Genomic DNA, 26053 nt, shown 5'->3' on the forward strand with positions numbered 1-26053 from the left:
GCCCCGGTGTACCGCCGCGCCTACACCCTCCTCATCGGCACGGCGGCGCTCATGCTGGGCCTGGCGGTCTTCACCGCGGTCAAGCTCGACCGCCGCCTGCTCGACCCGGAGGGCAGCTTCCTCGGACCGTCCTACATCCGCCTGCCGTTGCTCCTCATCGGGGCGCTGCTGCTGGACCTGTTGCCGCTGACCCTCTGGAAGGCCCGCGGCCGTCCGAACCGGGTCATGCCGATCGTGCGGCACCGCCTGAAGACCCACTGGACCAAGGAACGCGCGACCCTGGTGGCGATCGGTGTCATCAGCTTCTACCTGACCTACGTCAGCTACCGGAACCTCAAGTCGTTCCTGCCGTTCGTGCGGTCCGACCCGGCCGCTGCGCCGGGTGAGGTGAGGGCGCTGTCCTACGACCGCGAGCTGCACATCATGGACCGGGTCATCTTCTTCGGCAACGACCCGAGCGACGTCCTGCACGCGATCCTCGGCAAGACGGTCACCGCCGAGGTGCTGTCCCCGATCTACCTGATGTTCCTGCCGCTGGTGCCGCTCGGCGTGACGGCCTGGCTGGTGTGGTCGCGGAACATGTCCTTCGGGTACTGGTTCGTGACGTCCCAGTGCCTGGCCTGGTCGCTCGGCACCCTGTCGTACTACCTGCTCCCCACGCTGGGCCCGGGCATCGCCTACGCCGCGGAGTACTACGGGACCGGAGGCCTGGCGCACACCGGCACCACCGACCTGATGAACGGGATCGTGAGAGCCAGGGGCAATGTCCTGTACGGCGGCGCGACCGGGTCGGTGAACTCCATCGCCGGCTTCGCGAGCCTGCACTGCGCGATCACCCTGTTGTTCGCACTCATGGTCCAGTACACGCTGCGCTCGAAGATCCTGAAGTGGGTCTTCTGGGTGAACTTCGGCCTGACGGTCGTCGCCACGCTCTACTTCGGCTGGCACTACGTCGCCGACGACATCGCGGGCATCGCGATCGCCGTCGTGTCCTTCTACCTGGGCGGGATCGCGAGCGGGCAGAAGTTCGATAGGGGCCTGCATTCGCATCCGACGACGACCACCTCCAAGGTGCCCGTCGACGTCGACTGACGGTCCGCCCGAGAGTTACACCGTCGTAGTTCGTCAAGCCGACACGCCGGTGAGTCCTGAGAATGTTGGGATTTTTGTTTCGGATGTGACGAAATCGCACTACGGTGACGCGAGTGCGCACTCCAACTCTCGGGTCAGGTCTTCTTGCGCTGGTGCTGACGGCGGCCGTCTTCGTCCCCGGGGCGCAGGCTGATCCCTCGGGTCCAGCCGACCCGGACACCCCCTCGGTGAGCGACATCCGCGCCGCACGGGACCAGGCCACCACGGCGAAGACGAAGGTGCAGCTCGTCCAGGACGAGCTCGCCGCGGCCGCCGCGGACCTGGAGACGGCGTCCATCCGCGCTGCCAAGGCGGCTGAGGCGTGGAACGGCGCCCGGTGGGCCGCTGACCAGGCGCGGACCGCGAAGCAGGTCGCGCTGGCCGAGTCGGTGAAGGCCAACCGGACCATGGCCGTCCAGAAGGCCGACTACCGCGACGCCGTGATCACCGCCGAGGCGATGGGCCTGGAGCTCACCGCGGTCGGCGCCCTGGTCTCCGCCGACGGGATGGAGTCGCTGGTGGAGCGATCGGCGGCGATCGACCACGTCCAGGCAATGTTCGACCAGCAGCGCAACGAGTTCGTCTCCGCTGCCGACGCCGCGAAGAAGGCGTCCGCCACGGCGACAGCCGCATCGGACAAGGCCGACCAGACGGCGGCCGACGCCCTCGTCGCCCGGGACGAGGCCCAGGCCGCTGCCCGTACGGCGGCTGCGACCACGGCCCGCATCGAACGCCGCAAGACCCGGCTGGTCCGCACCCTCGCCCGGCTCGAGGGCGTGAGCGTCGCCCTGGCTGCCCGTCGCCAGGCTGCGCTGGAGGAGGAACGCCGGGCCGCGCGGGTTGCCCGGCGGGCCCCGGTCCGCAACACCCCCACGCCGCAGCCGACCGACCCCGGCCCGGCCGACCCGAAGCCGGCCGACCCCGGTCCGGCCCCGGAGCCCGGCAACGGCGCGCAGGCCGCCATCGCGTTCGCCCGCGCCCAGCTCGGCGAGCCGTACCGGTGGGGCGCCTCCGGCCCGAACGCGTGGGACTGCTCCGGCCTGACCGCCGAGGCCTGGGCAGCCGGGGGCAAGAGCCTCCCGCACTACTCCGTCGCCCAATACGACGTCTCCACGCCGATCTCCGAGGGCCAGCTCCGACCCGGCGACCTGGTGTTCTGGGGTGAGGGCAACGACCCCGGCTCGATCTACCACGTCGCCCTGTACGTCGGGAACGGCCAGATCATCCACGCCCCGCGCACCGGACGTCCCGTCACCCAGGAATCCCTCTACTACTGGCGCACGCCCGACTTCTTCGCGCGCCCCTGAGCCCGGTCCGTTAGGTTCAGCCCATGGCTGAGGAGACCACCGCGACCAAGCCCCCGGCACTCACCATCGATGTTCCCGGGCTGACCCGGGTGCTCGATGGAAAGTACGTCGACATGCGCACCCAGGTGCGGGCGTTGCTGCCGTCGTACGCCTCGGTCCTGGAGGACGCCGAGACGATGACCCGCGACGAGTTCCGCGAGCGGGTGCGCGAGGTCGTCCTCGAGATCGCCGCGACCGGCGCCCCCGGGGTGGGCTTCCCGAAGGAGTACGGCGGCGGGGAGGACATCGGCGCCTCGATCGCCGCGTTCGACACCCTCGCGTACGGCGACCTGTCGGTGCTCGTGAAGTTCGGCGTCCAGTTCGGCTTGTTCGGTGGCGCGATCCTCCAGCTCGGCACGAAGCGGCACCACGACGCGTACATCTCCGACCTCATCACCGGCAAGCTGTTCGGCTGCTTCGCCATGACCGAGACCGCCCACGGCAGCAACGTGCAGGCGCTCGGCACCCTGGCGACGTACGACGCCGCTGCGGGCGAGTTCGTGATCACGACCAGCACCCCCGAGGCCGGCAAGGACTACATCGGCAACGCCGCGAAGCATGCGCGGATGGCCGCGGTGTTCGCTCAGCTCGAGGTCAACGGTGAGGGCCACGGCGTGCACGCGTTCGTGGTGCCGATCCGCGACGAGTCGGGCAACACCCTGCCCGGCATCCGGATCGAGGACGACGGCCACAAGATGGGCCTCAACGGCGTCGACAACGGCCGGATCTGGTTCGACGGCGTGCGCGTCCCGCGGGAGGCGCTGCTCAACAGGTTCGCCGACGTGACCGAGGACGGCACGTACGTCAGCGAGATCGAGAGCGCGGGCCGCCGCTTCTTCACGATGCTCGGGACCCTCGTCCAGGGCCGGGTCTCGGTCGGCTCGGCCGCCGTCAGCACGGCGAAGGTGGCGCTGACGATCGCGGTGAGGTACGGCTTGCAGCGCCGACAGTTCGAGACCGGGAACGCCAAGGACGGCGAGCAGGCCGAGCAGCTGCTGCTCGACTACGGACTGCACCAGCGCCGGCTCTTCCCGCGCCTGGCCCGGACCTACGCCCTGCACTTCGCGCAGGAGGTGCTCGCGAGCCGGCTGCACGACGTCTTCTCGGGGATCACGCCGGACGAGGAGTCCCGTCGGCTGCTGGAGTCGCGGGCTGCCGGCACCAAGGCGCTGTCGACCTGGCTGGCCACCGACGTCATCCAGGAGTGCCGCGAGGCGTGTGGCGGCGCCGGCTACCTGTCCGTCAACCGGTTCGCGGCCCTCAAGGCCGACACGGACGTCTTCATGACCTTCGAGGGCGACAACCACGTCCTGCTGCAGCTGGTCGGCAAGGGCCTGCTCACCGACTACGCCAGCGACTTCTCCGACCTCGACCAGCTCGGGATGGTGAAGTTCGTGGCCAACCTCGCCGTCGAGACGGTGCTGGAGAAGACGCGCGTCCACAAGCTGCTCCAGCAGATCCGCGATGCCCTCCCGGACCGGGACGACACCTGGTACACCGACAGCGGCCTGCTCGACCCGAGCTACCACCTCGCCATGTTCCGGTTCCGCGAGGAGCACCGGATCGGCGGAGTTGCCAAGCGGCTCAAGCGGGGCGTGGAGTCCGGGATGAACCCGGGCGAGGTCTTCTCGCGGGTCCAGGACCACGTGATCTCCACGGCCAGGGCGCACGTCGAGCGGCTGGTCCTCGAAGCGTTCGCCGACAAGATCGATTCGCTTCCGGACGGCGACAACAAGCTCGCCCTCAACATGCTCTGCGACCTGTACGCACTGTCCAGCATCGAGGAGGACGCCGCCTGGTTCATGGAGCACGGTCGCCTCACCACGCAGCGCTCCAAGCAGATCACCCGCGAGATCGGGGACCTGTGCCGTCGGGTGCGTCCGGTCGCCGGCGACCTGGTCGACGCGTTCGCGGTGCCGACCGAGCTGCTGCGGGCACCGGCGCTCATCGGAGGCGAAGCGTGATCCGCAAGGCCGTCTCCCGGATCCCCGGCGTCGGGCAATGGGACGAGGACCCGCTCTGGGCGACGTTCTACGACTGGACCGTCGAGCACCCGCGCGCCGGTGGCGCCCTGTGGTGGGCCGGGATCAACAGCGACCTGACCCGCCTCTACAGGGCCGCCGCCGAGATCGGCGCACAACCCGCAGGCAAGCGGATCCTCGACATCCCCTGCGGCGGTGGCGTGGCCTTGCGTGGCCTCAAGCCCGGCCAGGGCGTCGAGTACGTCGCCGGCGACATCGCGCAGGCCATGCTGGACCGAACGATGCGGGCGGCCGAGGCGCGCGGGGTCGCCGACCAGGTCGTGCCCAGGATCGCCGACGTGGGCGACCTGCCGTTCGACACCGCCTCGTTCGACCTGGTCGTCACGTTCACCGGCCTGCACTGCTTCCCGGACCCGGCCCGCGCCGTGGTCGAGATGGCGCGCGTGCTCAAGCCGGGCGGCGTGCTCACCGGCAGCGCCCTGCTCAACGACACCGGGTGGCGCTTCGAGCCGATGCGACGGATCGGGCGGATCGCCAGCGTGCTCGGGCCGGGCTGCACGAGCAACGACCTCCGGGGCTGGCTCGCCGGACAGGGGATCGCGGACGTCGTACTCGAGAAGAGCGGAGCGATCGCCTACTTCCGGGGAGTCAAGCGCTCGTGAGGCGGTCCAGTGCCGCCCGGCGGGAGGCGATCTTCACGGCGTTGCGGGACCTGCTCCTGGCCAAGCCGTGGGGAGACGTCACCCTCGAGGCCGTCGCGACCGACGCCGGGGTGAGCCGCCAGACCCTCTACAACTCGTTCGGATCGCGCTACGGCCTGGCGCAGGCCTACACGATCGCCCTGGCCGATGCCCTGTGCGACCTGATCGCCGACACCCTCGAGGAGCACCGCGACGACCCCCGCGCCGGCCTCGAGGCCGCGCTGCAGATCTACCTCGAGGTGTCCGCGACCGACCCGCTCATCCAGCGCGTACGCGCCGGCGACGCCCACCCGGACCTCGTCCAGCTGGTGACCGCCGACGCCCACACGCTGCTGACCCACGTCGCCTCCCGGATCGAGGCCGCCGTACGGGCCTCCTGGCCCGCCGTCGACGCCGACCGGCGCCGCACACTGGCGCGCACCGTCGCCCGGATCGCGGTCAGCTTCGTCTCGATGCCCCCGGAGTACGACGACAGCCCGGCCGCCATCGCAACCGGGCTGTCCTCACTGCTTGCTCCCCACTAGCGCGACTTGGGGTTTGTCACCCGCGAGTTGGGGTTTGTCACCGTCGACTTGGGGTTTGTCACCGGCCGGCAGCGTGTCGAGAGGCGTCGTCCAGCGAGCTTGCTCGCCCGGATCATCGCCGAAGACACGTTCGGCCCATGGAACTCAGTGCGGGTCGAGCTTGAAGCGCTCGAAGGAGGCGGCGATCTCGGCCTCGGCCTCGACGCGGCCGACCCAGTCGGCGCCTTCGACGGACTTGCCGGGCTCGAGGTCCTTGTAGACCTCGAAGAAGTGCTGGATCTCGAGGCGGTCGAAGTTCGCCACGTGGTTGATGTCGCGCAGGTGCTCCATGCGCGGGTCACCCGCGGGGACGCACAGGACCTTGTCGTCGCCGCCGGCCTCGTCGGTCATCCGGAACATGCCGATCGCGCGACACTTGATCAGGATGCCCGGGAACGTCGGCTCCTGCAGCAGCACGAGGGCGTCGAGGGGGTCGCCGTCCTGGCCGAGGGTGTCCTCGATGTAGCCGTAGTCGGCGGGGTACATGGTCGAGGTGAAGAGGAACCGGTCGAGACGCATGCGTCCCGACTCGTGGTCGACCTCGTACTTGTTGCGGCTCCCCTTGGGGATTTCCACGAGGACGTCGAATTCCAGCACTGGTTTCCTCCACAAATTTCTGGCCCGGTTGTCGGGTCCGGCGGGGGCGGCCGCTGGTTCTTCAGGCCTGCCCCGCGTCGTTGTCGGCGCCATTGTCCCGCACAATGTCTCCGAACGTGCAGTCGGGGAGAGGGAAAAGTGGCGAGCAGCGACGAGGAGCGGGGTTCCGGACGCCTGAAGAGGGCGTTCGGTGGGTTCGTCGTGGTCGCACTCGTTGCCGCCGGCGGGGTCGCCTGGCAGACCGGATGGGCCGAGCAGCAGTGGGATGACTTCCGCAACGGGCAGTCGGGCGTGCCCGCCGACCCGGCCGCGGTGGCACCCCCTCCCGAGGTCGATGTACCGGACGTCGTACTCCCGGGAGCGGTGGCCGACCCCGCCAACGGCCTGGGCCGACTGGATCCTGCGGCGCTGAAGCGGGCGCTGGGGGACCTCAACGACAAGGACCTGGGCGGCCACGTGCTCGCCGCGGTCGGCCCCCTCGATGGCACGACCATCGCGTACGGCAAGTCCGAGGGCGCCACCTCGGCGATCCCGGCCTCGACGACCAAGATCGTCACGTCGGCGGTTGCCCTGTTCCTCCTCGGCGGGGATCACGTCTTCACGACCAGGACCGTTCTCGACCCGAGCGGTACGACGCCCACGCTGACCCTGGTCGGCGGTGGTGACCCGTTCCTCGCGTCGAGCGCGCCCAAGTCGGCCACGGGCGGTTCGGCGACCTTCGAGCCCAGGCGGGCCAGCATCCGGGCCCTCGCCCGCTCGACTGCCCAGGCGTTGCGGGCGGACGGCATCCGCTCGGTCCGGTTCGCCTACGACGACTCGCTGTTCTCCGGTCCGGCGATCAGCCCGACCTGGGAGCCGGGCTACGTGCCCGACGACATTGCGCCGATCACGGCGCTGTGGGTGGACCAGGGCCGCGACCCGAACGGCTCGGGACGGGTGATGAACCCGTCGGCCACCGCCGCGGAGGTGTTCCGCAAGGCGCTCGTCCGGTTCGGCGTCAAGGCAGCAGGCCCCACCGGCCACGCGGTCGCACCGGCGGCGGCGACCCCGGTCAGCTCGGTGAGCAGCCCGACCGTCGCGCAGATCGTCCAGCGCCTCATCGAGGTCAGTGACAACGCAGCTGCCGAGGTTCTGTTGCGCCAGATCGGCATCGCCGACCAGGGCGCCGGATCGTTCGCGGCCGGGCAGGCCGGCGTGGAGCGGGTGCTTGCCGCGAACGGCGTCCCCTTCGGTGACTCCGTCCTGTACGACGGCAGCGGGCTCTCGCGCGACAACCGGCTCGAACCCGCCGTACTCCTCGGTGTCCTGCGGTTGGCAGCCGCGGACGCCCACCCCCAGCTGCGGCCGTTGCTGGCGGCCCTGCCCGTCGCCGGCTTCACCGGCTCGCTCGCCCACCGGATGGACAAGGGCCCGGCGGCCGGGCGCGGGCGCGTGCGCGCCAAGACCGGCACCCTGTCCAACGTGTCGTCGCTTGCCGGCATCGCGGTCGACCGCGACGGCAACCTGATGGCGTTCGCGTTCCTGGCCGACCGGATCAAGGGCCCCAAGGCGACGCTGGCGCAGACCGCGCTGGACAACGCGGCTGCCAGCCTGGGCGCCTGCGCCTGCGGCCAGTAGCGCACGAAGTGTGGCTCGTGGGGTCACGAAGTGTGGCTCGTGGGGCCGCGAAGTGTCATTGATCGGGCGCCCCGTCCGCAACGCCCACACTTCGCACCCCCAATTGCCACACTTCGTGGGCGGCCTACGCTTCCTTCCATGCCCGAGCCGACCGCTGAACTCCCCCCGATGATCGATTGGGACCTCGCGGTGTCCCTCGGCTCGCGCCTGGCGGGGGAGGGACCGGTGGTGTCGCGGACCGAGGCCGACGACGCCGTCGCGGAGCTGCGGGCGGGCGCGAACCGCTCGACCGGGCTGGTGCGGGAGTTCACCGGCCTCGACGCCCCCGACGGGACGGCCCCGATCCTGGTGGTCGACCGCCGCGGCTGGGTGCAGGCCAACGCGGAGGGTTTTGCGATCGCGACCCGCCCGATGGTCGAGAAGATGGTGGAGTCCAAGCCCCCCGGCAAGCTGGCGGTCAAGGTGGGTTCCAAGATCACCGGTGCCGAGGTCGGTGGCCTGCTCGGCTTCCTGGCCGGCAAGGTGCTCGGCCAGTTCGACCCGTTCCACGAACCGCACGGCCGGCTGCTCCTCGTCGCGCCGAACATCGTGCACGTGGAGCGCGAGCTCGAGGTCGACCCGCACGACTTCCGCCTCTGGGTCTGCCTCCACGAGGAGACCCACCGCGTGCAGTTCACGGCGGTGCCGTGGATGCGTGAGCACCTGTTCTCCGAGATCGCCGCGATCAGCGACGCGGTCGACCCCAGCAGCTTCATCGACGGCGGCCTCGAACGCATCACCGAGGCGATCAAGTCCGCGCGCAACGGCGGCAGCATCGTGGACATGTTCAGCACCCCCGAGCAGCGCGAGATCCTGGACCGGGTCACCGGCATGATGTCGTTGCTCGAGGGCCACGCGGACGTCGTCATGGACGACGTCGGGCCGAGCGTGATCCCCAGCGTCGAGAAGATCCGCGCGAAGTTCACCCAGCGCCGCAAGGGCGTCGGCACCCTGGACCGGCTGCTGCGCCGCCTGCTCGGCCTCGAGGCGAAGATGGCGCAGTACCGCGACGGCGCCCAGTTCGTCCGCGCCGTCGTCGACAAGGTCGGCATGGAGGAGTTCAACGCCGTGTGGGCCGGTCCGGAGAACCTCCCGAGCAAGGCCGAGCTGAGCGACCCCGAGGGCTGGGTCCGCCGCGTCCTCAGCTGATGACGCTCCACCCCGCCGTCGCTGCTGTACGACGGGCGATCCGCGACGACGTCCGTCGCGCGCCCGGTGGGGCGGTGCTGGTCGCCTGCTCGGGCGGCGCGGATTCGCTCGCGCTCCTGGCGGGCACCGTGTTCGAGGCGCGCAAGCGCGAATGGCACGTCGTCGGTGTGACCGTCGACCACGGACTGCAGGACGACTCGGCTGACCATGCTGCACATGTCGTCGAGCAGATGGTCCGCCTCGGGGTGCACGAGACCGTGAGCGTCCGGGTCAACGTCGTGGCCACGGACACCGGACCCGAGGCAGCGGCGCGTGAAGCGAGGTATGCCGTCCTGGCAGAGGTCGCCGACCGGTTCGGGTCGAGCCCGGTCCTGCTCGGCCACACGCGCGACGACCAGGCCGAGACGGTCCTGATGGGGCTTGCGCGCGGCAGCGGCGCCCGGTCGCTGTCCGGGATGCGCCGGTCCTTCGACCGGTACCGACGACCGCTGCTCGACATCACACGCGCGGAGACCGAGGCAGCGTGCGTCGCCGAGGGCATCGAGTTCTGGACCGATCCCCACAACAGCGACCCCCGCTTCCTGCGTTCGCGGGTGCGGCACACCGTCCTGCCGATGCTGGAGGCCGAGCTCGGGCCGGGCATCGCTGCGACGCTGGCCCGTACGGCCGACCAGCTGCGTCACGACACCTACGCGCTCGACGAGATGGCTGCCCGCGTCCTGCGAGAGGTGGACGAGGCGGACGAGGACGCGGAGCACCACCTCGTCAGGACGGGCTGGCTGGAGACCTATCCCGCCGCGATCATCAGTCGGGTGCTCCGCACGGTCGCCCTCGAGGCGGGCTGTCCGCCGTCGGAGCTCTTCGCCGTCCACATCGACGCGATGTTCGATCTCGTGTACGGACATGGCCACCACGACAGGCAGGTCCAACTGCCCGGCAAGGTCACCGCGTATCGCGACGGCTCCCACCTCCGGTTCCGCCCCACCGCTGTGGCAGGCTGACGCCCATGGACGCAGCAGACGTCGGCAACGACCTGGTCGAGGTGCTCTTCACCGAGGCCCAGATCCAGGCCCGGATCGCCGAGATGGCCGCCGTGATCGACCGCGACTACGACGGCAAGGACCTCGTCCTGGTCGGCGTGCTGCGCGGTGCGGTGATGGTCATGGCCGACCTGTCCCGCGCCCTCACGAAGCATGTCGAGATGGACTGGATGGCCGTGTCGTCGTACGGCTCGGGGACGAAGTCCTCCGGTGTGGTGCGGATCCTCAAGGACCTCGACGCCGACATCACCGGCCGCCACGTCCTGATCGTCGACGAGATCATCGACACCGGCCTGACCCTGTCGTGGCTGACCTCCAACCTGGGCTCCCGCGGCCCGGCGAGCGTCGAGATCGCCACCCTGCTGCGCAAGCCCGAGGCGCTGACCATGCCCATCGAGGCCAAGTACGTCGGCTGGGACATCCCCAACGAGTTCGTCGTCGGCTACGGCCTCGACTACCGCGAGAAGTACCGGAACCTGCGCGACATCGGCACCCTCTCCCCTTCCGTCTACTCCTGAGCGACCCGCAGAAGCGGGAACCAGCGACCCCTCCCCGTACGTTGGCTGCACGGGACCTCGACGGGCCCCGTGTTCCGGTCACCATGGACCGGACAGAATGGTCGGACTGTCGACGTGTACCGTCGACTGATCCTGATGGTGGAGATGGGGAGCGAGTAAGTCTGTGAAGCGCGTTTTCAGGGGGCCTTGGCTCTGGATCGTGGTGGCGGTGTTCGCCGTGGTCCTCGCCCTGCAGTTGCTCGCGCCCGGTGGAGGGTACGACGAGGTCCAGACCTCCCAGCTGTCGAAGTACATCGACAAGGGCCAGGTCAAGGACATCACCTTCATCGACGGTGACCAGTCCATCGAGGCCACCCTCGACAAGGGCACCCGCGAGTCCGGCGACAAGGTGCTGGCCTACTACATCCAGGGCCAGCAGGAGACGCTGCTCGCCGCTGTCGACGAGCAGGTCGCCAAGGGCACCATCGAGAAGGCCAACTCGAAGAACCCCAAGCCCAGCCTGCTCGGCTCGATCCTCGCGACGCTGCTGCCGTTCGCCCTGATCATCTTGCTGTTCATCTTCTTGATGAACAACGTGCAGGGTGGCGGCAAGGGCGTCATGCAGTTCGGCAAGTCCAAGGCCAAGATGATCAGCAAGGACATGCCCAAGACCACGTTCGCCGACGTCGCTGGTTGCGACGAGGCGATCGAGGAGCTCGGCGAGATCAAGGAGTTCCTCCAGGAACCCGCCAAGTTCCAGGCCGTGGGCGCCAAGATCCCCAAGGGCGTGCTGCTCTACGGCTCGCCCGGTACGGGCAAGACGCTGCTCGCCCGCGCCGTCGCCGGTGAGGCCGGCGTGCCGTTCTACTCGATCTCCGGCTCGGACTTCGTCGAGATGTTCGTCGGTGTCGGTGCCTCGCGTGTTCGTGACCTGTTCGAGCAGGCCAAGGAGAACGCCCCCGCCATCGTCTTCATCGACGAGATCGATGCCGTCGGTCGCCACCGCGGCGCCGGCATGGGTGGCGGTCACGACGAGCGCGAGCAGACCCTCAACCAGCTCCTCGTGGAGATGGACGGCTTCGACGTCCGCGGTGGCGTCATCCTGATCGCCGCGACGAACCGTCCCGACGTGCTCGACCCGGCGCTGCTGCGCCCGGGTCGCTTCGACCGCCAGATCCCCGTCGACGCGCCCGACCTGGCCGGCCGCAAGCAGATCCTCGACGTGCACTCGCGGGGCAAGCCGCTCTACACCGACGTGGACCTGATGGCTGTTGCCCGTCGTACGCCCGGCTTCTCGGGTGCCGACCTGGCCAACGTGCTCAACGAGGCCGCGCTGCTCACCGCGCGCAACAACAAGAAGGTCATCGACGCGGCCACGCTCGACGAGGCGATCGACCGCGTCATCGCGGGCCCGCAGCGTCGTACCCGCCTGATGACCGAGAAGGAAAAGCTCATCACCGCCTACCACGAGGGCGGCCACGCCCTCGTCGCAGCGGCGCTCCCGGGCGGCGACCCGGTCCACAAGATCACGATCCTGCCGCGCGGCCGCGCCCTCGGGTACACGATGGTGCTGCCGGACGAGGACAAGTACTCCCAGACCCGCTCGGAGATGCTCGACAAGCTCGCCTACATGCTGGGCGGCCGGGCGGCGGAGGAGATGGTCTTCCACGACCCGACCACCGGCGCCGGCAACGACATCGAGAAGGCGACCAGCGTCGCCCGCGCGATGGTCACCCAGTACGGCATGACCGAGCGCCTCGGCGCGATCAAGCTCGGCGAGGCCGCCGGCGAGCCGTTCATGGGTCGCGACATGGGCCATGGCCGGGGCTACTCCGAGGACGTCGCCGCGATCATCGACGAGGAGACCAAGCTGCTCCTCACCGGCGCCCACCAGGAAGCCTTCGACATCCTGGTCGAGAACCGCGACGTGCTCGACCAGCTCGTCCTCGCGCTGCTCGACAAGGAGACGCTCGACAAGGCCGAGGTCGCGGAGATCTTCACCGCACTGCGGCTGCGTCCGCGTCGTCCGGCCTGGACCGGCTCGCCGACCCGCATCCCCTCGGACATCCCCCCGGTGGAGATCCCCGAGGAGATCCGCCGCCGGGCCGAGCAGAACGGCCTCGCGGTCAACGGAGCACCCGAGCCGGAGGGTGGGCAGATCCTGACGCCGCCCGGTCCCGACGGTGACGTCCACGGCGGACCTCCGATCGTTCCGCCGAACGAACCGCAGCCGCCGACCCCCTCTGCTGGCACCTGACAAGGGACCCTCATGGCCGATCCGATCACCGTCCCCGAGCGGGACCGCGACGACGTGCCCGCGTTCGACCACGACCGGGCCGAGGCCGCCGTCCGGGAGCTGCTCGCAGCGATCGGGGAGGACCCCGACCGCGAGGGCCTGCGGGAGACGCCGGCCCGCGTGGCCAGGGCGTACGCCGAACTGACCTCCGGACTGCGGATGACTGCTTCCGACGTCCTCACGACGACGTTCGACATCGGTCATGACGAGATGGTGCTGGTCCGTGACATCGAGCTGTGGTCGATGTGCGAGCACCACCTGGTGCCGTTCACCGGCGTCGCCCATGTCGGCTACATCCCTGCCGAGAGTGGCAAGATCACCGGCCTGTCCAAGCTGGCGCGGCTCGTCGACGTCTATGCCAAGCGACCCCAGGTCCAGGAGCGGCTCACCACCCAGGTGGCGGACTCGCTGATGGAGCTGCTCGACGCCCGCGGCGTGATCGTGGTCATCGAGGCCGAGCACCTCTGCATGACGATGCGCGGCGTCCGCAAGGCCGGAGCCCGCACGATCACCTCGGCGATCCGCGGTTCCATGCACAACCCGGCGACCCGAGCCGAGGCGATGAGCCTCATCATGCACGGGACCCGGTAGGCCAGCACGCCCCGATGAAGATCTTCCACATCGGTTCGGACTCGCACTTCGTCGACTACCTCGTCGCCCGGTTCGAGCGCCTGGCCCCGGGAGCCAACGTCCTCGTGCAGGCCACCAGCAGGGACCCGCGCCCGGTCGAGTTCACCGGCCCGAGCTCCTGGGTGCTGCCGACGTCGGAGAACGTCGACCTCGTCGTCGAGCAGCTCCAGGCCGCCGACGTCGTCGTCGTGCACGCGATGTCGGACTTCGCCGCCCTCGTGTGTGCGCAGCTGCCGCCCGAGGTGATCGTGGTGTGGAGCGGCTTCGGGTTCGACTACTACCGGGGCGAGGCGGCCGACGACCTGTACGGCGTGCGGACCCTCAACCTGCTGAAGCGCGTGCATCGCGGCAAGGTGCCGGACCGGTTGGGGCGCCTCGTGGTGGAAGGGCAGCCCGGCTCCCTGGAGGGAGCCGCACTCGACATGGTGCGGCAGACGGTCGCGCGTCGTACCGACTTCTTCTCGGCCCCGGCCCCACCGGACCTCGATGTCTTCACCCGCGCCTTCCCCGGCTTCCGCGGGGAGTATCGCCAGCTCAACTACGGCGACATCGTGTCGATGTGCCGCGCCGGCGATGCCGTGGCCCGGGGCAACGACATCCTCGTGGGGAACTCGGCGGCGTGGACGAACAACCACCTGGAGACCTTCCGGCGGCTCGCCGACACCGATCTGGGCTCACGCCGCGTGGTCGTCCCGCTGACCTACGGCGACAACGCCTACCGCGACGGAGTGGTCCGGGGCGGTGAGCGGCTCCTCGGAGAGCACTTCTTCCCGATCGTCGACCACCTGCCGATCGAGGAGTACCTCGACATCGTTGCGGGGTGCGGAGTCGCCGTGTTCCTGCACCGGCGCCAACAGGGCCTCGGCAACATCGTCGCCGCGGTCCAGCAGGGCACGCACGTCTACCTCGACCGCCGCAACCCGCTCTACGCCTGGTTGCGTGAGCTCGGGCTCGACATCCACCGAGCGGCCGAGCTCCAGGAGGCCCTCCCCGAGGGGCCGGTCGATGCGGCGTCACTGGCGCGGCACCGCGAGGTCCTCGCCGGCTTCTGGGGGACCGACCGGGTGGAGGCCAACCTGGCCCGGTTCGTGGCAGAGCTGGAGAAGCGGGTCAGCGCTTCCGCACGGCGGGCACGCCGGCAACGAGTGCTCCCGGGGCGACGGAACCGGTGACGACGGCCCCGGCTGCCACCACGGCGCCGGCGCCGATGACCAGCCGCTCCGTCGTGGTTCCGTTGATGACCGTGGCCCCGGTCCCGAGGAACGCGCCACGTTCGATGGTGACGTGCCCGGCGACGTGCACCCCGGGCGAGAGGGTCACGTAGTCCTCGAGGACGGCGTCGTGGCTGACGGTGCAGCCGACGTTGACGTGGACGTGCCGGCCGAGGGTGATGTCGGTGGTCAGGACGCTGCCCGCGGCCACCACGCTCCCGGGTCCGAACTGCACCCGATCGGGTGCGTGCTCGACGCGTGGATGGACCAGCGTGGTCGCCACCAGGCCGGCCCGATCGCACGCCTGCGCAGCCCGCTCGCGTGCCGCAGGATCGCCGATCGCGGCGACGTAGAGCCCGCCGGCGGTGGCATCGGCCAGGAGCCGGACGGGATGGCCGTGCACCGGCCCGTCCAGGTGGCTCTCGTCGTCGACCAGGTAGACGAGGGACAGGTCGTCACCGTGCACCTCGCGGGCCAGCCAGGCCAGCTCGCGGCCGTGTCCCCCCGCGCCGAAGAGGTGGAGGAGGCGGGTCATCGGCCGACCTGCGCCCGGATCAGGCCGGTGATCACTTCGATGTCGGCGACGCTCACCGCGCTGCCGGTCGGCAGGACGACGACCTCGCCGGCCACCTGTTCGGTGACGGGCAACGTTGCGCCGGCGTCGGGATCGAGGTCGCGATACGGCGCCATGTTGTGGCACCCGGGCCAGAAGTAGCGCCGGGCAAGGACGTTCTCGGCCTGCAGGGCCTCGACCAGGGCGTCGCGCGAGGTCCCGGCGCCCTCACGCACCTGGAGCACGACGTACTGGAAGTTGTTCGCCTCGGCGGGGTCGAACGACATCAGGTCCAGGCCGGGTACGCCGGCCAGCCCGGCGGCGTACGCCTCGTGGTTGCGCCGGTTGACGGCGATCGTCGCGTCCAGCATCTCGAGGTTGGTCAGGCCCATCGCTGCGCAGACCTCGATCATCTTCCCGTTGGTGCCGGGATGGATGACGTTGTCGTACCCGGCGAACCCGAAGTTGCGCATCAGGCGGGCCTTCTCGGCGATCTCGTCGTCATCCGTCATCACCGCCCCGCCCTCGAAGCTGTTGAAGAACTTCGTGGCGTGGAAGCTGAAGACCTCGGCGCGGCCGAACCCGCCGATCATCCGGCCCTGGTGGGTGCACGCGAAGGCGTGGGCCGCGTCGAACATCAAGGAGAGGCCGTGCTCGTCGGCGATGGCCTGGAGCTCGTCGACCGCTGCGGGCTGGCCCCACAGGTGCACGCCGATGATCCCGGTGGTGCGCGGGGTGATCGCGCGTCGTACTGCCTCGGGGTCCAGGGTGTGGGTCCGTGGGTCGATGTCGGCGAAGACGGGGGTGACGCCCTGCCAGTGCAGGGCGTGGGCAGTGGCGACGAAGGTGTACGACGGCACGATGACCTCACCCTCCAGCCCGAGCGCGCGGATGGCGATCTCGAGGGCGATGGTGCCGTTGCAGGTCGCGACGCAGTGCCTGACGCCGGCCATCTCGGCCAGTCGCGCCTCGAGCTCTCGGACCACGGGGCCGTCGTTGGAGAACCAGCCGCGGTCGAAGATCTCCCCGACCCGGGTCAAGAACGCCTCGCGATCGCCCATGTTGGGCCGGCCGACATGGCGGGGTTCCTCAAACACAGGCACGCGGCGACTCTACTGAACTACTCTGTCCGCTCATGCGCGTGCTCCAGGCGCCGGTGAACATCGCCAATCAGCCATGGCTGATGGCCCAGGGACTTCGTCAGGCCGGACACGAGGTCGAGGTGTGGCAATTCAGGGAGCATCCCTTCGGCTACCCGGTCGACCGGACCGTCGACGTGACGCCGGGCCCGGCGTCGATCATCCGGGCCTTCCTGGAGGCGGTCGAGCAGGACTTCGACGTCGTGCACTTCCACTACGCGAGCTCGCTGGTGCCCCAACGTGAGTTCCTGCCCTGGTTCTGGGACCTGCCGGTGTGGCGGTCGCTCGGTGTGACGGTCGTCTTCACCTTCCACGGGTCGGACGCGCGCCTGCGCAGCCATCACGTCGATGATGACCCGTGGAGCTACTACCGGTTCGCCGACGTGCCGTGCGACGAGGAGCTGATCGCCACCCGGCTGTCGGTCATCCGCCGGTACGCCTCGCACATGACCGTGGGCAGTGTGCTCGACCTTCCGTACGTCGACGAGGGCGTGTACGTCCCCAAGATCGTCGACACCGACAGCATCCGGGTCGGTCCGGTCGCCGACCGCCCGCGAGCGGTCATCGCCCACGCACCGAGCCGCCGGTCGACCAAGGGCACCGACATCGTGCTGGCGGCCCTCGACACCCTGCGCGAGGAGGGCTTGCCGTTCGACGTCGACCTGATCGAGGGCGTCAGCAACGCCGAGGCCCTCGAGCGCATGGGCCGCGCCGACATCGTGGTCGAGAAGCTCCTGGGAGGCGATGCGGGGGTGACCTCCCTCGAGGCGATGGCGCTCGGCCGGGTGGCCGTCGCGCGGATCCGCGACCAGGTGCGCGAGCAGCACCCTGCCATGCCCGTCGTCTCGGCCACTCCGGAGACGTTCCTGGAGGTCATGCGCGGCCTGCTCACCGACCCGGAGCGGCGGGCACGCCTGGGCCGGGAGGGTCGCGAGTACGTCGAGCGCGAGCATGCACCGGCCGTTGTCGGTCGCATCCTGGAAGAGCTCTACCGGTCGCCGGGTCGCCCGGGCCTCCCGGCTTACCCGGGCTGGACCGTTCCGCCCAGCGAGGCTGCCCTGGAGAACCTGCGCATCAGCCTCGAGAAGGAGCGAGCCGAGCGGCTCCGACTGCGCCGTCGTACCCGCACCCTGCGGGAGCAGGTCGCCGTCGCCCGCCGCGAGCTGGACGAGGCGCAGCGAGAGATCGCGACGATCAGGTCGACACCACCCAGCCCCGGACAGTGGTTGCGATGGGTCGGGAGACGCCTGAAGGCAAGGCTCCTGCGGTTGCGGCAGAGGCCGGCTGCATAAGATCCCTCCGGTGACCTTGAGCGAGACGGATGTTCGCCCGCCCCCGGCCCATCGGTGGGACTACGACGTCCTGCGCATCGTGGCGATCCTCGGCGTCGTCGCCATCCACGTCTTCGGCCTGATCCTGGGCCGACCCGACCTGCGTGGCACGGACACCTGGAACTTCGCGGTGATCCTCGCCATCGGCAGCAACTGGTGCGTCCCGATCTTCGTGATGGTGAGCGGCGCCCTGCTGCTCGCGCCGAAGGCCCATGCCGCCGGCCCCGGAACCTTCCTGAGGAAGCGGGCGGTGCGCCTGCTGCCCGCCGTGGTCGTGTGGCACCTGGTCTATCTCGTGGTCGTCCGCGACTGGATCCTGCGCGCGGATCTGGTCCCGGGGACCGTCGCGGTGAACTTCATCGACGGCAAGGTCTACACGGCGCTGTACTTCCTGTGGCTGATCCTGGGCCTGTACGTCGTCGCCCCCGTGATCGCGGCCTTCCTGCGCGAGGGGGACGCGCGTCGCGCGCAGGTCACCGCCGTCGTGGCCTGCCTGTGGGGTGCGGCGCTGCTGGTGCTGCCGCTGGTCGCGACCCAGCTGGGCTTCCCGCGCACCCGCACCGACACGGCGATCACGATGTGGATCCCGTACGTCGGACTCTTCGTCGCCGGGTACGCCTGGCGGGAGCCGCGGGCCGAGGGCCGCCGCTGGCTCTGGGCCGGCGGGACCGCGGTCGCCCTGGTCGCGCTCGACATCTGGTTGTTCAACGTCGCTCCCGACTTCGTCTGGCTGCGCACGCTGCTGCCGGTGCACTACGTCTCGCTTCCGACGGTGGGGGCCGCGATCGCCATCTACCTGTGCGTGATCGACCTCTGCGCGCGGCTGCGGCCGAAGGAGCGGGTGCTGAAGGTCATCGGAGCGCTCGGCAGCGCAACCTTCGGGGTGTTCCTGGTGCACCTGCTGCTCGTCGCGGTGGTCCGCCGCTGGTGGCCGGACCTGTACGCCGACCCGGCCCCGGTCGCCAAGCTCGCGCTCTACGCCCTGGTGGTCGCCGCGTCGTTCGCGATCAGCGTGGCCGCGGCACGCGTGCCCTGGCTGCGCCGGATCTTCTGAGTACGGCGGTCAGGGCTTCCCCGCGGACGCGAGGTGCTCGCTGACCAGCGGCACCAGCTCGTTGGCGAGGTCCGGTGCCAGCACCTTCACCCACGTCGCGGTGATGTGCGATCCCTGGCGGTAGGTGAGCACGTTGCGGATCACTGCCCTGCAGACGCCGTCGGGGCACACCAACGGGTTCATGTCGATGAACGCGGCACCCTTGACCTGCCCGGCCGCTTCCTTCATGGCGAGGTTGCTGCTCGACTCCGCATACGGCCAGGAGCAGTCGTCCCCTGCGGTGGCCGCGTCGTGCTCGGCCACGCATTCGTACGCGTTCGCGCCGATCTCCGGTGACGGACTCGGGGTGTCGGACAGGGCGATCACCCGGGTGCCCTGGTCGGTGAGCTGCTGCCAGTAGCTGACGTACCCGGCGACCAGGCCCTCGAGGGTCTCCTCGCCGTCGGCATCGGCCGCAGCCTTGCGCAGGCCGGTCGTGATCATCACCTGCGGCCGGTCCTTGCCCTTCGCCTCGACCAGGCGCCGGAACACCTCCTGGCCCCACTCGCGGCACTCGGGGAAGGGTTCACCGGCGACGAACGTCATCGTGTCGGTGAACGTGCAGCCGCCCTTGGTGTAGATCCGCACCCGCCAGTGGTTCGCCTCGGCGATGGCATCGATCGCCGGCATCCACTGGGCGACCTTGGAGTCGCCGACGACGACCACCAGGGGACCGCCGGCAGGGTCGCCGCTGTCGCACGCCTTCACGCCGGTGTCGTAGACCTCGACGGCGCAGCCCTTCTCGTACAGGGCGGGGGAGTCGAGGACCGCGTCCACCGGGTCCGGGGTGATCACGTCGAACAGTGGTGTGGTGTCGGCGGACGGCGGGCTGGTCTCCTGGCCGCGCAGCTGCTCGGGGACCAGCTGGATGCCGGCGCCGCCGATCCCGCTGGCGGTGCCTCGTGACTGCAACACGGCGCCCTGGAGCACCAGGCCGGCCACCGCGGCGACCAGGGTGCAGTTCAGGCCGATGGACAGGGCCAGGCGGGGCGAGGCCGCGATCGCCTTCGAGTGCCGCACGGGGCTCTCGACGAAGCGGTACGACAGCCACGCCGGCACGACGGACAGCAGGACGACCATGAGGCCCTGGGCCGCGGAGAGCTCACCCCACTGCCACGTGGCCATCCGCAGGGCCGGCCAGTGCCACAGGTAGAGCGAGTACGACAGCCCGCCCACCCAGACGAACAGCGGGTTGCCGAGCAGGCGACCCACGCCGGTGTGCCCGGCGGAGAAGCCGCCGATAATGACGGCCGCGGTGCCCAGCGTTGGCACCAGGGCGCCGGGGGCGGGCCATGCGGTCTGCGTGGACTGCAGCATCAGGCCGGTTCCGAGGACGGCGAGTCCGGCCAGCACGAGTGCCTGCCCGGCTCGGTGTGACAACCGGTTCCACTGGGTCGCGCCGAGCGCCACGAGTGCGCCGATGCCGAGCTCCCACAGGCGCGTCGGCGTGACGAAGAAGGCCTGGGAGGGACGCTCGGCGGTGAGCCAGAAGGCGCAGAGGAGCGAGGGGATGACGATGACGAGCGTCAGCCCGATCGCCAGGATCGCCCGTCGTGGCGGGGTCGTGTCGTCGTGGCGTCGTCGCTTTCCGCCCACCCACAGCAGGCCCAGCAGCACGAGCGGCCAGATGAAGTAGAACTGCTCCTCCACCGCCAGGGACCAGAAGTGCAGGACCGGGGAGGGCGCGACGTCCTCGGCCATGTAGTCGACGGACCGGGCCGAGAACACCCAGTTCACGACGTAGGTCGCGGCGCCGATGATGTCGGTGGAGATGGCCTGCCACTGGACGCGCGAGACGCTGAGCCACGACATCAGCGTGGTGACGACGAGGACCACCGCCGCGGCGGGCAGCAGGCGTCGTGCGCGGCGCGCGTAGAAGCCGGGGAGGCTGATCCGGCCGGTGCGCTCCAGCTCCCGCAGCAGCTGGGCGGTGATCACGAAACCGGACACGACGAAGAAGATGTCGACCCCGGCGAAGCCTCCGCCGGGGATGGCCAGCCCGGCGTGGTGCAACAGGACGACCGACACGGCGACCGCGCGCAGTCCCTCGATGTCGGGACGGAACTGCGAGGCTCCGGGACGTTCGTCCGGGGTCCGGTGGGAATTCACGGTCAGGACGGTCCATTCAGCGACCGCACGCCTGTGCGGTACACCTCGTCGAGGATCTCGGCCTGCCGTTCCCACGTCCAGTCCGAGAGCGGAACCCGGTCGTCGTACGCGCTGCGGTAGCGAGCCGGATCGGCCAGGACGGCCTGGGTGGCGCGGGTGAAGTCCGCGACGTCGTCGGCCACGAAGACCTCGCCCTGCCCCGTCGCCTTCACCTGCGACGACATGGCGCGCACGTCGCTGACCACGATCGGCAGCCGGGCGTGGCTGTACTCGAAGAACTTGGTGATCAGCGCGATCTCGTGGTTCGGGAAGTGCTGGATCGGGATCAGGCCGATGTCGGCGGACGAAAGGTACTCCACGACGTGCTCGGGGGCGACGTACGGCAGCAGATGCAGCCGGTCCGCGACGCCCAGCTCCTGCGCACGTTCGACGACCTCCACCACGGGAGCCGACTCGGGTACGGCGACGACGAGGGCAACGTGCACGCCGGGCAGGGCCGGCAGCGCCTCGATCACCGTGCCGAGTCCGCGCTGCCGCGACGGCGACCCGCTGTAGACGAGGATCGGGGTCTCGGGTCCGACGCCGCAGAGCTCGCGCACACCCGGACGAGCCGAGCCGTCATCGGTGGCGATGGTCGGGCAGTTCAGCACGACCGAGGGCGTCCGCGACAGGCCGTGCCGTTCCACCAGCAGCTCGGCGAGCTCGCCGGAGACGGTGACCACCTCGTCGGCGTACGCCGCGAACTCGCGCTCGTGGGCCATCTGCGCGACGTGCCACCGCGGGTGGTCGTTCCACGGCTTGGCGCCGGGGAGGAACTCGTGGGCGTCCCAGACCAGGGCGATCTTCCGGCCCTGCATCACCCCACGCATCTTCGCGCGGGCTCCGGCGCCGAGCATCCGGAAGTCGTTGGCATGGATGACGTCCGGACGGAGCTTGTCGATCGCCGGGCCGTACGCCGCTTCGAAGTCCCACAGGTGGCTGTCGAGCTGCCGCCAGGCCTTCGGCCCGCGGACCTTGACGTGGAACCAGGTGGCGGCGCGGTCCAGCGGTGCGGTCTGGGTACGGCGCTTGCGGCGTACCGACTCGGTGGCCCGCGACCGCAGGCCGACCAGGTCCCCGAGGGCCTTGGCCAGCGCGCGGCGCGGGAGCTGGCTGACCGGCTGCGCGCGATGCAGGGTGCGGTCCTTGGCGAGCGCCGCGTTCCGGGCCCGAGCCAGGCGCAGGGTCACGTCCGCCCGGCGCCGGTCCGCCGCGAGCTGCTGCTGGCGCTCGCGCTCCTGCGAGCCGAAGGCCAGCGGATTGCGCCAGCGCGGGCTGCGTGCTTCGTACGGGCGTCGGTGGGTGGTGACCTTCAGCAGCCGCACCTGGGCGCCGCCGATCTCCCATCGTGCGGTCTCGCCGCGCGGGGCCAGCCCGAGGACGCGGACGTCCCAGCCGTGCTCGGCCATGGACCGCGCCTGCTTCTGCACCCGCGAGTCCCGACGGACGTCGTTGTCGACCAGGATCACCACGCGCGGGCGCCGGGCGGACGCGTCGTCGTCAGCCGGGACGTCGTCGGTTCGAGCATCGCCGGGCGGCAACATCGCGTTGGGCTCCCCACTGTGGATCGTGCGGTCCCGGGTTCGGGACGGCACCGCCGTACGATACCGAGGCGCGTCGCTTCTCCCGATTTCGCCTGCGAAAGGATTTTCTTGAACACCGACAGGCCCCGACGGCTCCTGTTCCTCGCCTTCGGGTTCCCGCCCGCGTTGAAGAGCTCCTCGTACCGGCTTCGGGAGATCGCGAACACCTTCGCTGCTGCCGGCTGGCAGGCGACCGTCCTCAACGCGGCACGGGAGATGTGGGAGAACGAGTTCGGCCTGGACGAGTCCTTGCTGGACAACGTGGACCCGTCGATCCGGGTGATCGAGCTCCCGCTCGCCCGGGCCGACCTGGAGACGGACATCCGCACCTTCGACGAGGCGCGGGCGCTGACCCCGGGACGCTGGTTGAAGGAGTGGCGGGAGAAGAACGAGGAGTCGTTCCCGGAACCGACCTTCGGTGGCTGGCGCGACGACCTGGAGCGCGTGGTGGTGGACCTGCATCGCGAGGACCCGTTCGACCTGGTCCTGGTGAGCTGTGTCCCGTACGTCTCCCTGGCTGCTGCGTTGCGCCTGCACGAGGAGCACCAGGTGCCGATGGCCGTCGACTTCCGCGACGGCTGGTCGGTCGACGTGATCCATGGGGGCGAGGCCTTCGAGAGGGACTCGATCAGCGGCCAGTGGGAACAGCGGGCGCTCGAGGCCACGACGTCGTTGTGGCTGGTCAACGAACCGATCGCCGATCACTATCGCCACCGGTATCCGGAGCTGACGGACAAGGTCCGCGTCGTCCGCAACGGATTCGACCGGGACAGCATCCCCACCGCGATCCCGCAGCCTCCGGTCGGGCCGCTGCGCTTCGGCTACCTCGGCACGATCAACTTCCGGCCCGAGTTCGTCAGCACCGTCCTGGGCGCATGGCGTGAGGCGCGCGCGACCAACCCGCTGCTCGAGGGCGCGACGTGGGACTGGCGGGGCAACCTCGGCGCCGGCGCGGTGCGCGGTTCCTCGGTCGTGCTGGAGCAGCTGATCGCAGCGGAAGCCGACGGAGTCACGTACGGCGGCCCGGTGCCCAAGCGCGATGTCGGGGAGTTCTACGGCAGCCTGGACGCCGTGACCTTCATGGTCATCGGCGGTGCGTTCATGACGTCCGGCAAGGTCTACGAGTGCATGGCGACGGCCCTGCCGATCGTCTCGGCCCACGAGGTACGGCACGACGCATCGACCCTGCTCGAGGGCTATCCCTTGTGGACCGGGGTGGCCGGGCTCGACCACGACTTCCTGGTCTCCGCGTTCGGCCGCGCTGCCGAGCTCGCGCTCGGTGCTGACGACGCGTTGCGTCGCTCCGCCCGCGACTACGCCGAGCAGTTCGAGCGGAGCCGGATCATGATCGATGCGGTGTCCGCACTCACCGACAAGGTGGCCCCCCGATGAGCGCGGTCGTGCTGTTCGTCGGAACCCGCCACGAGCCTCGCTTCCTGGCCGACGTGGTCCGCCAGTTCGAGGACCGCGGGGCGCAGGTCACCCTGGTGTCGGTCCCGTCCGTCGACGTACCGGTCGGTCCCGGGACCGAGGTGCGGCTCATCAACGAGGTCTCGGAGGGTCACCCGCCCGCCTTCTGGCGACGCAGCATCGTGGTCATCCCGCCGCGCCGGATGTGGTTCGAGATCGAGCGCGACGCATGGACCGTCCAGCGTGCGTTGGCCGCTGACCTCCTCGTTGCGGTCGACAACCGCGCCGTCTTCGCGGTCTGGCGCCTGGCCCAGCGCAATCCCCGGGCCGCGGCCCGGGCGGGCGTCTACGCCGGGCTCCAGTCACTCGACCGCCTCGGCGCCACGCCGGCCGTCGACCAGCCGGCGACGGACGCCGCGGCGGCGCCGAGGTCCACGCCCGACGTGCCCCAGCCGGAACAGCCGTCCTGGGTGGTCCGGGGCCGGCGCAAGGCCCGGCGCGTCGCCGGGCGGGTGCGTCGCTCGGCCACGAGGGTCCGGAGGCCCGAGGCTCCGCCGCCCGCCGTCGAGGAGACGCGGGTGCGGGCCGACGAGCTCGGCACCGTCGCCTTCGCGGAGCTCGCGGCAGCACGGGTTCCGGCGAACCTCACCGACGCGGTCGCCGCCGAGCTCGCGCACGCCGACCAGCTGCTGGCCGCAGGGGAGACCCGCAACGCGCTGGGGTCCTTCCTCACCGCGACGCGGCTCGCCTTCTACCCGGGCATCCACTTCGACTCGCTGGAGTCCCCCCTCGCGGCCGACCCGTCCGGGTTCACCGCGGCGCTGAAGGACAGCGAGGTGCTGCGCCGGCTGGCGACCCCTGCCGGACGCCGGCACCCGGCGGAGCCGGTCGATGCGGGCCGCCCACCCCGGGTGGTGATCGTGTCGAGCGGGAACACCAACTTCGTCGGGGCGATCACCGCGCGCCTCGAGCGCGACCGGGGTGCCGAGGTCAGGATCCTCGGCCCGGCCGAGCTCGGGATCCAGGGTGGCATGAACCCGATCCTCCAGTCCCTCATCAACGGCGACGGCCGTGCCGTGGAGATGGCCGAGGAGCGGCTCCGCGAGCACTACGACTGGGCCGACGTCGTCCTCATCGAGTGGTGCACGCCGACGGCGGCCTTCGCGACGTTGGCCGACCCGGGCACCGCACGGGTGGTGCTGCGGCTGCACAGCTTCGAGGCGTGGACCCTGTGGCCCCACCTGGTCGACTTCTCCCGCGTCGACGAGGTCGTCTTCGTCAGCGAGCACCTGCGCGAGCTGAGCCAGGCCGCCGTGCCCGCCCTGGCCGCCCATCCGGCGGTCGCCGTGGTCCCGAACGTGATCGACCTGGGCGGCTACGACCGGGCCAAGGACGAGGACGCCCGCTTCACGCTCGCGCTGATCGGCATTTCCGCGGTCGCCAAGGACGTGCGGTGGGCCATCGACGTCGTACGCCGGTTGCACGCGCACGACGAGCGCTACCGGCTGCTCCTGTTCGGGGACGACCTGGCGAACACCGGCTCCGCCATCGGCCGTGCGTACGACGCCGGGTACTTCGCCGACCTGAACGAGCTGGAGCCACGCGGCGTCGTCGAGCGTCGCGGCTACACCAACGACGTGCCCGGGGCGCTCCGCGAGGTCGGCGTCATCCTCAGCTCATCGGTGCGCGAGAGCGCGCACCTCGTCGTCGTGGAGGGTGCCGCCAGCGGCGCCGTACCGGTGGTGCGGGACTGGCCGTTCTTCGCCCACAGCGAGCACGGGGCACGCACCTTCTACCCCACACCGTGGGTGGTGGGCTCCGTCGAGGAGGCCGTCGCCCGCGTCCTGGCGACCACGGGGACCGCCGAACAGTGGCAGGCCGAGTCGGCGGCGGCTCGCCACGCGGCCGACCAGTGGGACGTGGCCGCGACGGGACCGGCCTTCGACGCGGCCCTGTTCGGGAAGTGAACAGCGCCGCGTCGTTTCCCTGACACGCGC

Annotated in this window: 21 protein-coding genes; 16 read left to right on the forward strand and 5 right to left on the reverse strand. The window is 70.4% G+C overall.

The features are described from left to right. Positions 1 to 6: 6 nt before the first annotated feature. The 5 genes from ACOACQ_RS19500 to ACOACQ_RS19520 all read left to right on the forward strand — a co-directional run bounded on the left by ACOACQ_RS19500 (position 7) and on the right by ACOACQ_RS19520 (position 5684). The gene (locus ACOACQ_RS19500; protein WP_378602888.1) at positions 7 to 1092 is read left to right on the forward strand and encodes a phosphatase PAP2 family protein; all 1086 of its coding nucleotides are present in this window, start codon (positions 7 to 9) and stop codon (positions 1090 to 1092) included. A gap of 113 nt (positions 1093 to 1205) precedes the next feature. Then, on the forward strand, positions 1206 to 2438 hold the full coding sequence (locus ACOACQ_RS19505; RefSeq protein ID WP_420289100.1) for a C40 family peptidase: 1233 nt from the start codon (positions 1206 to 1208) through the stop codon (positions 2436 to 2438). A 23-nt stretch (positions 2439 to 2461) separates the two neighbouring features. Then, positions 2462 to 4441, forward strand: coding sequence for an acyl-CoA dehydrogenase (locus ACOACQ_RS19510; protein ID WP_378602897.1), 1980 nt, complete (start codon positions 2462 to 2464; stop codon positions 4439 to 4441). Further along, positions 4438 to 5121 carry a methyltransferase domain-containing protein gene (locus tag ACOACQ_RS19515; protein ID WP_378602900.1) on the forward strand — a complete coding sequence of 228 codons (684 nt, stop codon included), beginning with the start codon at positions 4438 to 4440 and terminating at the stop codon, positions 5119 to 5121. The genes ACOACQ_RS19510 and ACOACQ_RS19515 overlap by 4 nt, the downstream gene beginning before the upstream one ends. Further along, on the forward strand, positions 5118 to 5684 hold the full coding sequence (locus ACOACQ_RS19520; RefSeq protein ID WP_420289101.1) for a TetR family transcriptional regulator: 567 nt from the start codon (positions 5118 to 5120) through the stop codon (positions 5682 to 5684). Before ACOACQ_RS19515 ends, ACOACQ_RS19520 begins: the two co-directional genes overlap by 4 nt. A 144-nt stretch (positions 5685 to 5828) precedes the next feature. On the opposite strand, the gene ACOACQ_RS19525 is transcribed toward ACOACQ_RS19520, so the two are convergent. Beyond that, positions 5829 to 6317, reverse strand: a complete 489-nt coding sequence (locus ACOACQ_RS19525) for an inorganic diphosphatase (RefSeq protein WP_378602969.1) — start codon at positions 6315 to 6317, stop codon at positions 5829 to 5831. A 141-nt stretch (positions 6318 to 6458) separates the two neighbouring features. On the opposite strand from ACOACQ_RS19525, the gene dacB reads away from it, so the two are divergent. The 7 genes from dacB (at position 6459) to ACOACQ_RS19560 (ending at position 14760) form a co-directional block, all read left to right on the forward strand. Then, positions 6459 to 7937 (forward strand): D-alanyl-D-alanine carboxypeptidase/D-alanyl-D-alanine-endopeptidase, encoded by a 1479-nt coding sequence (dacB, locus tag ACOACQ_RS19530; RefSeq protein WP_378602915.1) that lies wholly within the window; start codon positions 6459 to 6461, stop codon positions 7935 to 7937. A gap of 138 nt (positions 7938 to 8075) precedes the next feature. After that, positions 8076 to 9125 (forward strand): zinc-dependent metalloprotease, encoded by a 1050-nt coding sequence (locus tag ACOACQ_RS19535; protein ID WP_378602918.1) that lies wholly within the window; start codon positions 8076 to 8078, stop codon positions 9123 to 9125. After that, on the forward strand, positions 9125 to 10126 hold the full coding sequence (gene tilS / locus ACOACQ_RS19540) for a tRNA lysidine(34) synthetase TilS (protein WP_378602921.1): 1002 nt from the start codon (positions 9125 to 9127) through the stop codon (positions 10124 to 10126). Before ACOACQ_RS19535 ends, tilS begins: the two co-directional genes overlap by 1 nt. A 5-nt stretch (positions 10127 to 10131) precedes the next feature. Next, positions 10132 to 10683 (forward strand): hypoxanthine phosphoribosyltransferase, encoded by a 552-nt coding sequence (gene hpt, locus ACOACQ_RS19545; protein WP_378602924.1) that lies wholly within the window; start codon positions 10132 to 10134, stop codon positions 10681 to 10683. 163 nt (positions 10684 to 10846) lie between these two features. Then, positions 10847 to 12919 carry an ATP-dependent zinc metalloprotease FtsH gene (gene ftsH, locus ACOACQ_RS19550; RefSeq protein WP_378602927.1) on the forward strand — a complete coding sequence of 691 codons (2073 nt, stop codon included), beginning with the start codon at positions 10847 to 10849 and terminating at the stop codon, positions 12917 to 12919. Between the two features lie 12 nt (positions 12920 to 12931). Next, on the forward strand, positions 12932 to 13549 hold the full coding sequence (folE, locus tag ACOACQ_RS19555; protein ID WP_420289102.1) for a GTP cyclohydrolase I FolE: 618 nt from the start codon (positions 12932 to 12934) through the stop codon (positions 13547 to 13549). 14 nt (positions 13550 to 13563) lie between these two features. Continuing rightward, positions 13564 to 14760 (forward strand): TDP-N-acetylfucosamine:lipid II N-acetylfucosaminyltransferase, encoded by a 1197-nt coding sequence (locus tag ACOACQ_RS19560; RefSeq protein ID WP_420289103.1) that lies wholly within the window; start codon positions 13564 to 13566, stop codon positions 14758 to 14760. Here ACOACQ_RS19560 and ACOACQ_RS19565 read toward each other — a convergent pair. Continuing rightward, on the reverse strand, positions 14699 to 15334 hold the full coding sequence (locus tag ACOACQ_RS19565; protein WP_378602936.1) for an acetyltransferase: 636 nt from the start codon (positions 15332 to 15334) through the stop codon (positions 14699 to 14701). The genes ACOACQ_RS19560 and ACOACQ_RS19565 overlap by 62 nt on opposite strands. Then, the gene (locus tag ACOACQ_RS19570) at positions 15331 to 16455 is read right to left on the reverse strand and encodes a DegT/DnrJ/EryC1/StrS family aminotransferase (protein WP_420289104.1); all 1125 of its coding nucleotides are present in this window, start codon (positions 16453 to 16455) and stop codon (positions 15331 to 15333) included. The genes ACOACQ_RS19565 and ACOACQ_RS19570 overlap by 4 nt, the downstream gene beginning before the upstream one ends. Before the next feature lie 32 nt (positions 16456 to 16487). Here ACOACQ_RS19570 and ACOACQ_RS19575 point away from each other — a divergent pair, with 32 nt between their 5' ends. Continuing rightward, entirely contained in the window at positions 16488 to 17783 is a 1296-nt protein-coding gene (locus ACOACQ_RS19575; RefSeq protein WP_420289105.1) for a glycosyltransferase family 4 protein, read from the forward strand. A gap of 10 nt (positions 17784 to 17793) precedes the next feature. Further along, entirely contained in the window at positions 17794 to 18876 is a 1083-nt protein-coding gene (locus ACOACQ_RS19580; protein WP_420289106.1) for an acyltransferase, read from the forward strand. Positions 18877 to 18885: 9 nt separating this feature from the next. Here the strand turns inward: ACOACQ_RS19580 and ACOACQ_RS19585 are convergent, their stop codons facing one another. Together ACOACQ_RS19585 and ACOACQ_RS19590 are read right to left on the reverse strand one after the other, a co-directional pair. Continuing rightward, on the reverse strand, positions 18886 to 21024 hold the full coding sequence (locus ACOACQ_RS19585) for an acyltransferase family protein (RefSeq protein ID WP_420289107.1): 2139 nt from the start codon (positions 21022 to 21024) through the stop codon (positions 18886 to 18888). Positions 21025 to 21026: 2 nt separating this feature from the next. After that, the gene (locus ACOACQ_RS19590) at positions 21027 to 22658 is read right to left on the reverse strand and encodes a glycosyltransferase family 4 protein (protein WP_420289108.1); all 1632 of its coding nucleotides are present in this window, start codon (positions 22656 to 22658) and stop codon (positions 21027 to 21029) included. 57 nt (positions 22659 to 22715) lie between these two features. On the opposite strand from ACOACQ_RS19590, the gene ACOACQ_RS19595 reads away from it, so the two are divergent. Together ACOACQ_RS19595 and ACOACQ_RS19600 are read left to right on the forward strand one after the other, a co-directional pair. Further along, positions 22716 to 24038: a hypothetical protein gene (locus ACOACQ_RS19595; protein WP_420289109.1), complete on the forward strand. Its 1323-nt coding sequence runs from the start codon at positions 22716 to 22718 to the stop codon at positions 24036 to 24038. Beyond that, a complete protein-coding gene (locus ACOACQ_RS19600) occupies positions 24035 to 26023 on the forward strand; it encodes a hypothetical protein (protein WP_420289110.1) in 1989 nt (662 codons plus the stop codon). Before ACOACQ_RS19595 ends, ACOACQ_RS19600 begins: the two co-directional genes overlap by 4 nt. Positions 26024 to 26053 lie beyond the last annotated feature (30 nt).

The organism is Nocardioides sp. CPCC 206347 (genome assembly GCF_048654605.1).
Classification (GTDB): domain Bacteria; phylum Actinomycetota; class Actinomycetes; order Propionibacteriales; family Nocardioidaceae; genus Nocardioides.

Coding starts and splice junctions, on each gene's coding strand:
- ACOACQ_RS19575 (WP_420289105.1), top strand. CDS start 16,488: ATGCGCGTGCTCCAGGCGCCGGTGAACATCGCCAATCAGCCATGGCTG.
- ACOACQ_RS19535 (WP_378602918.1), top strand. CDS start 8,076: ATGCCCGAGCCGACCGCTGAACTCCCCCCGATGATCGATTGGGACCTC.
- ACOACQ_RS19600 (WP_420289110.1), top strand. CDS start 24,035: ATGAGCGCGGTCGTGCTGTTCGTCGGAACCCGCCACGAGCCTCGCTTC.
- tilS (WP_378602921.1), top strand. CDS start 9,125: ATGACGCTCCACCCCGCCGTCGCTGCTGTACGACGGGCGATCCGCGAC.
- ACOACQ_RS19560 (WP_420289103.1), top strand. CDS start 13,564: ATGAAGATCTTCCACATCGGTTCGGACTCGCACTTCGTCGACTACCTC.
- ACOACQ_RS19510 (WP_378602897.1), top strand. CDS start 2,462: ATGGCTGAGGAGACCACCGCGACCAAGCCCCCGGCACTCACCATCGAT.
- ACOACQ_RS19565 (WP_378602936.1), bottom strand. CDS start 15,334: ATGACCCGCCTCCTCCACCTCTTCGGCGCGGGGGGACACGGCCGCGAG.
- folE (WP_420289102.1), top strand. CDS start 12,932: ATGGCCGATCCGATCACCGTCCCCGAGCGGGACCGCGACGACGTGCCC.
- hpt (WP_378602924.1), top strand. CDS start 10,132: ATGGACGCAGCAGACGTCGGCAACGACCTGGTCGAGGTGCTCTTCACC.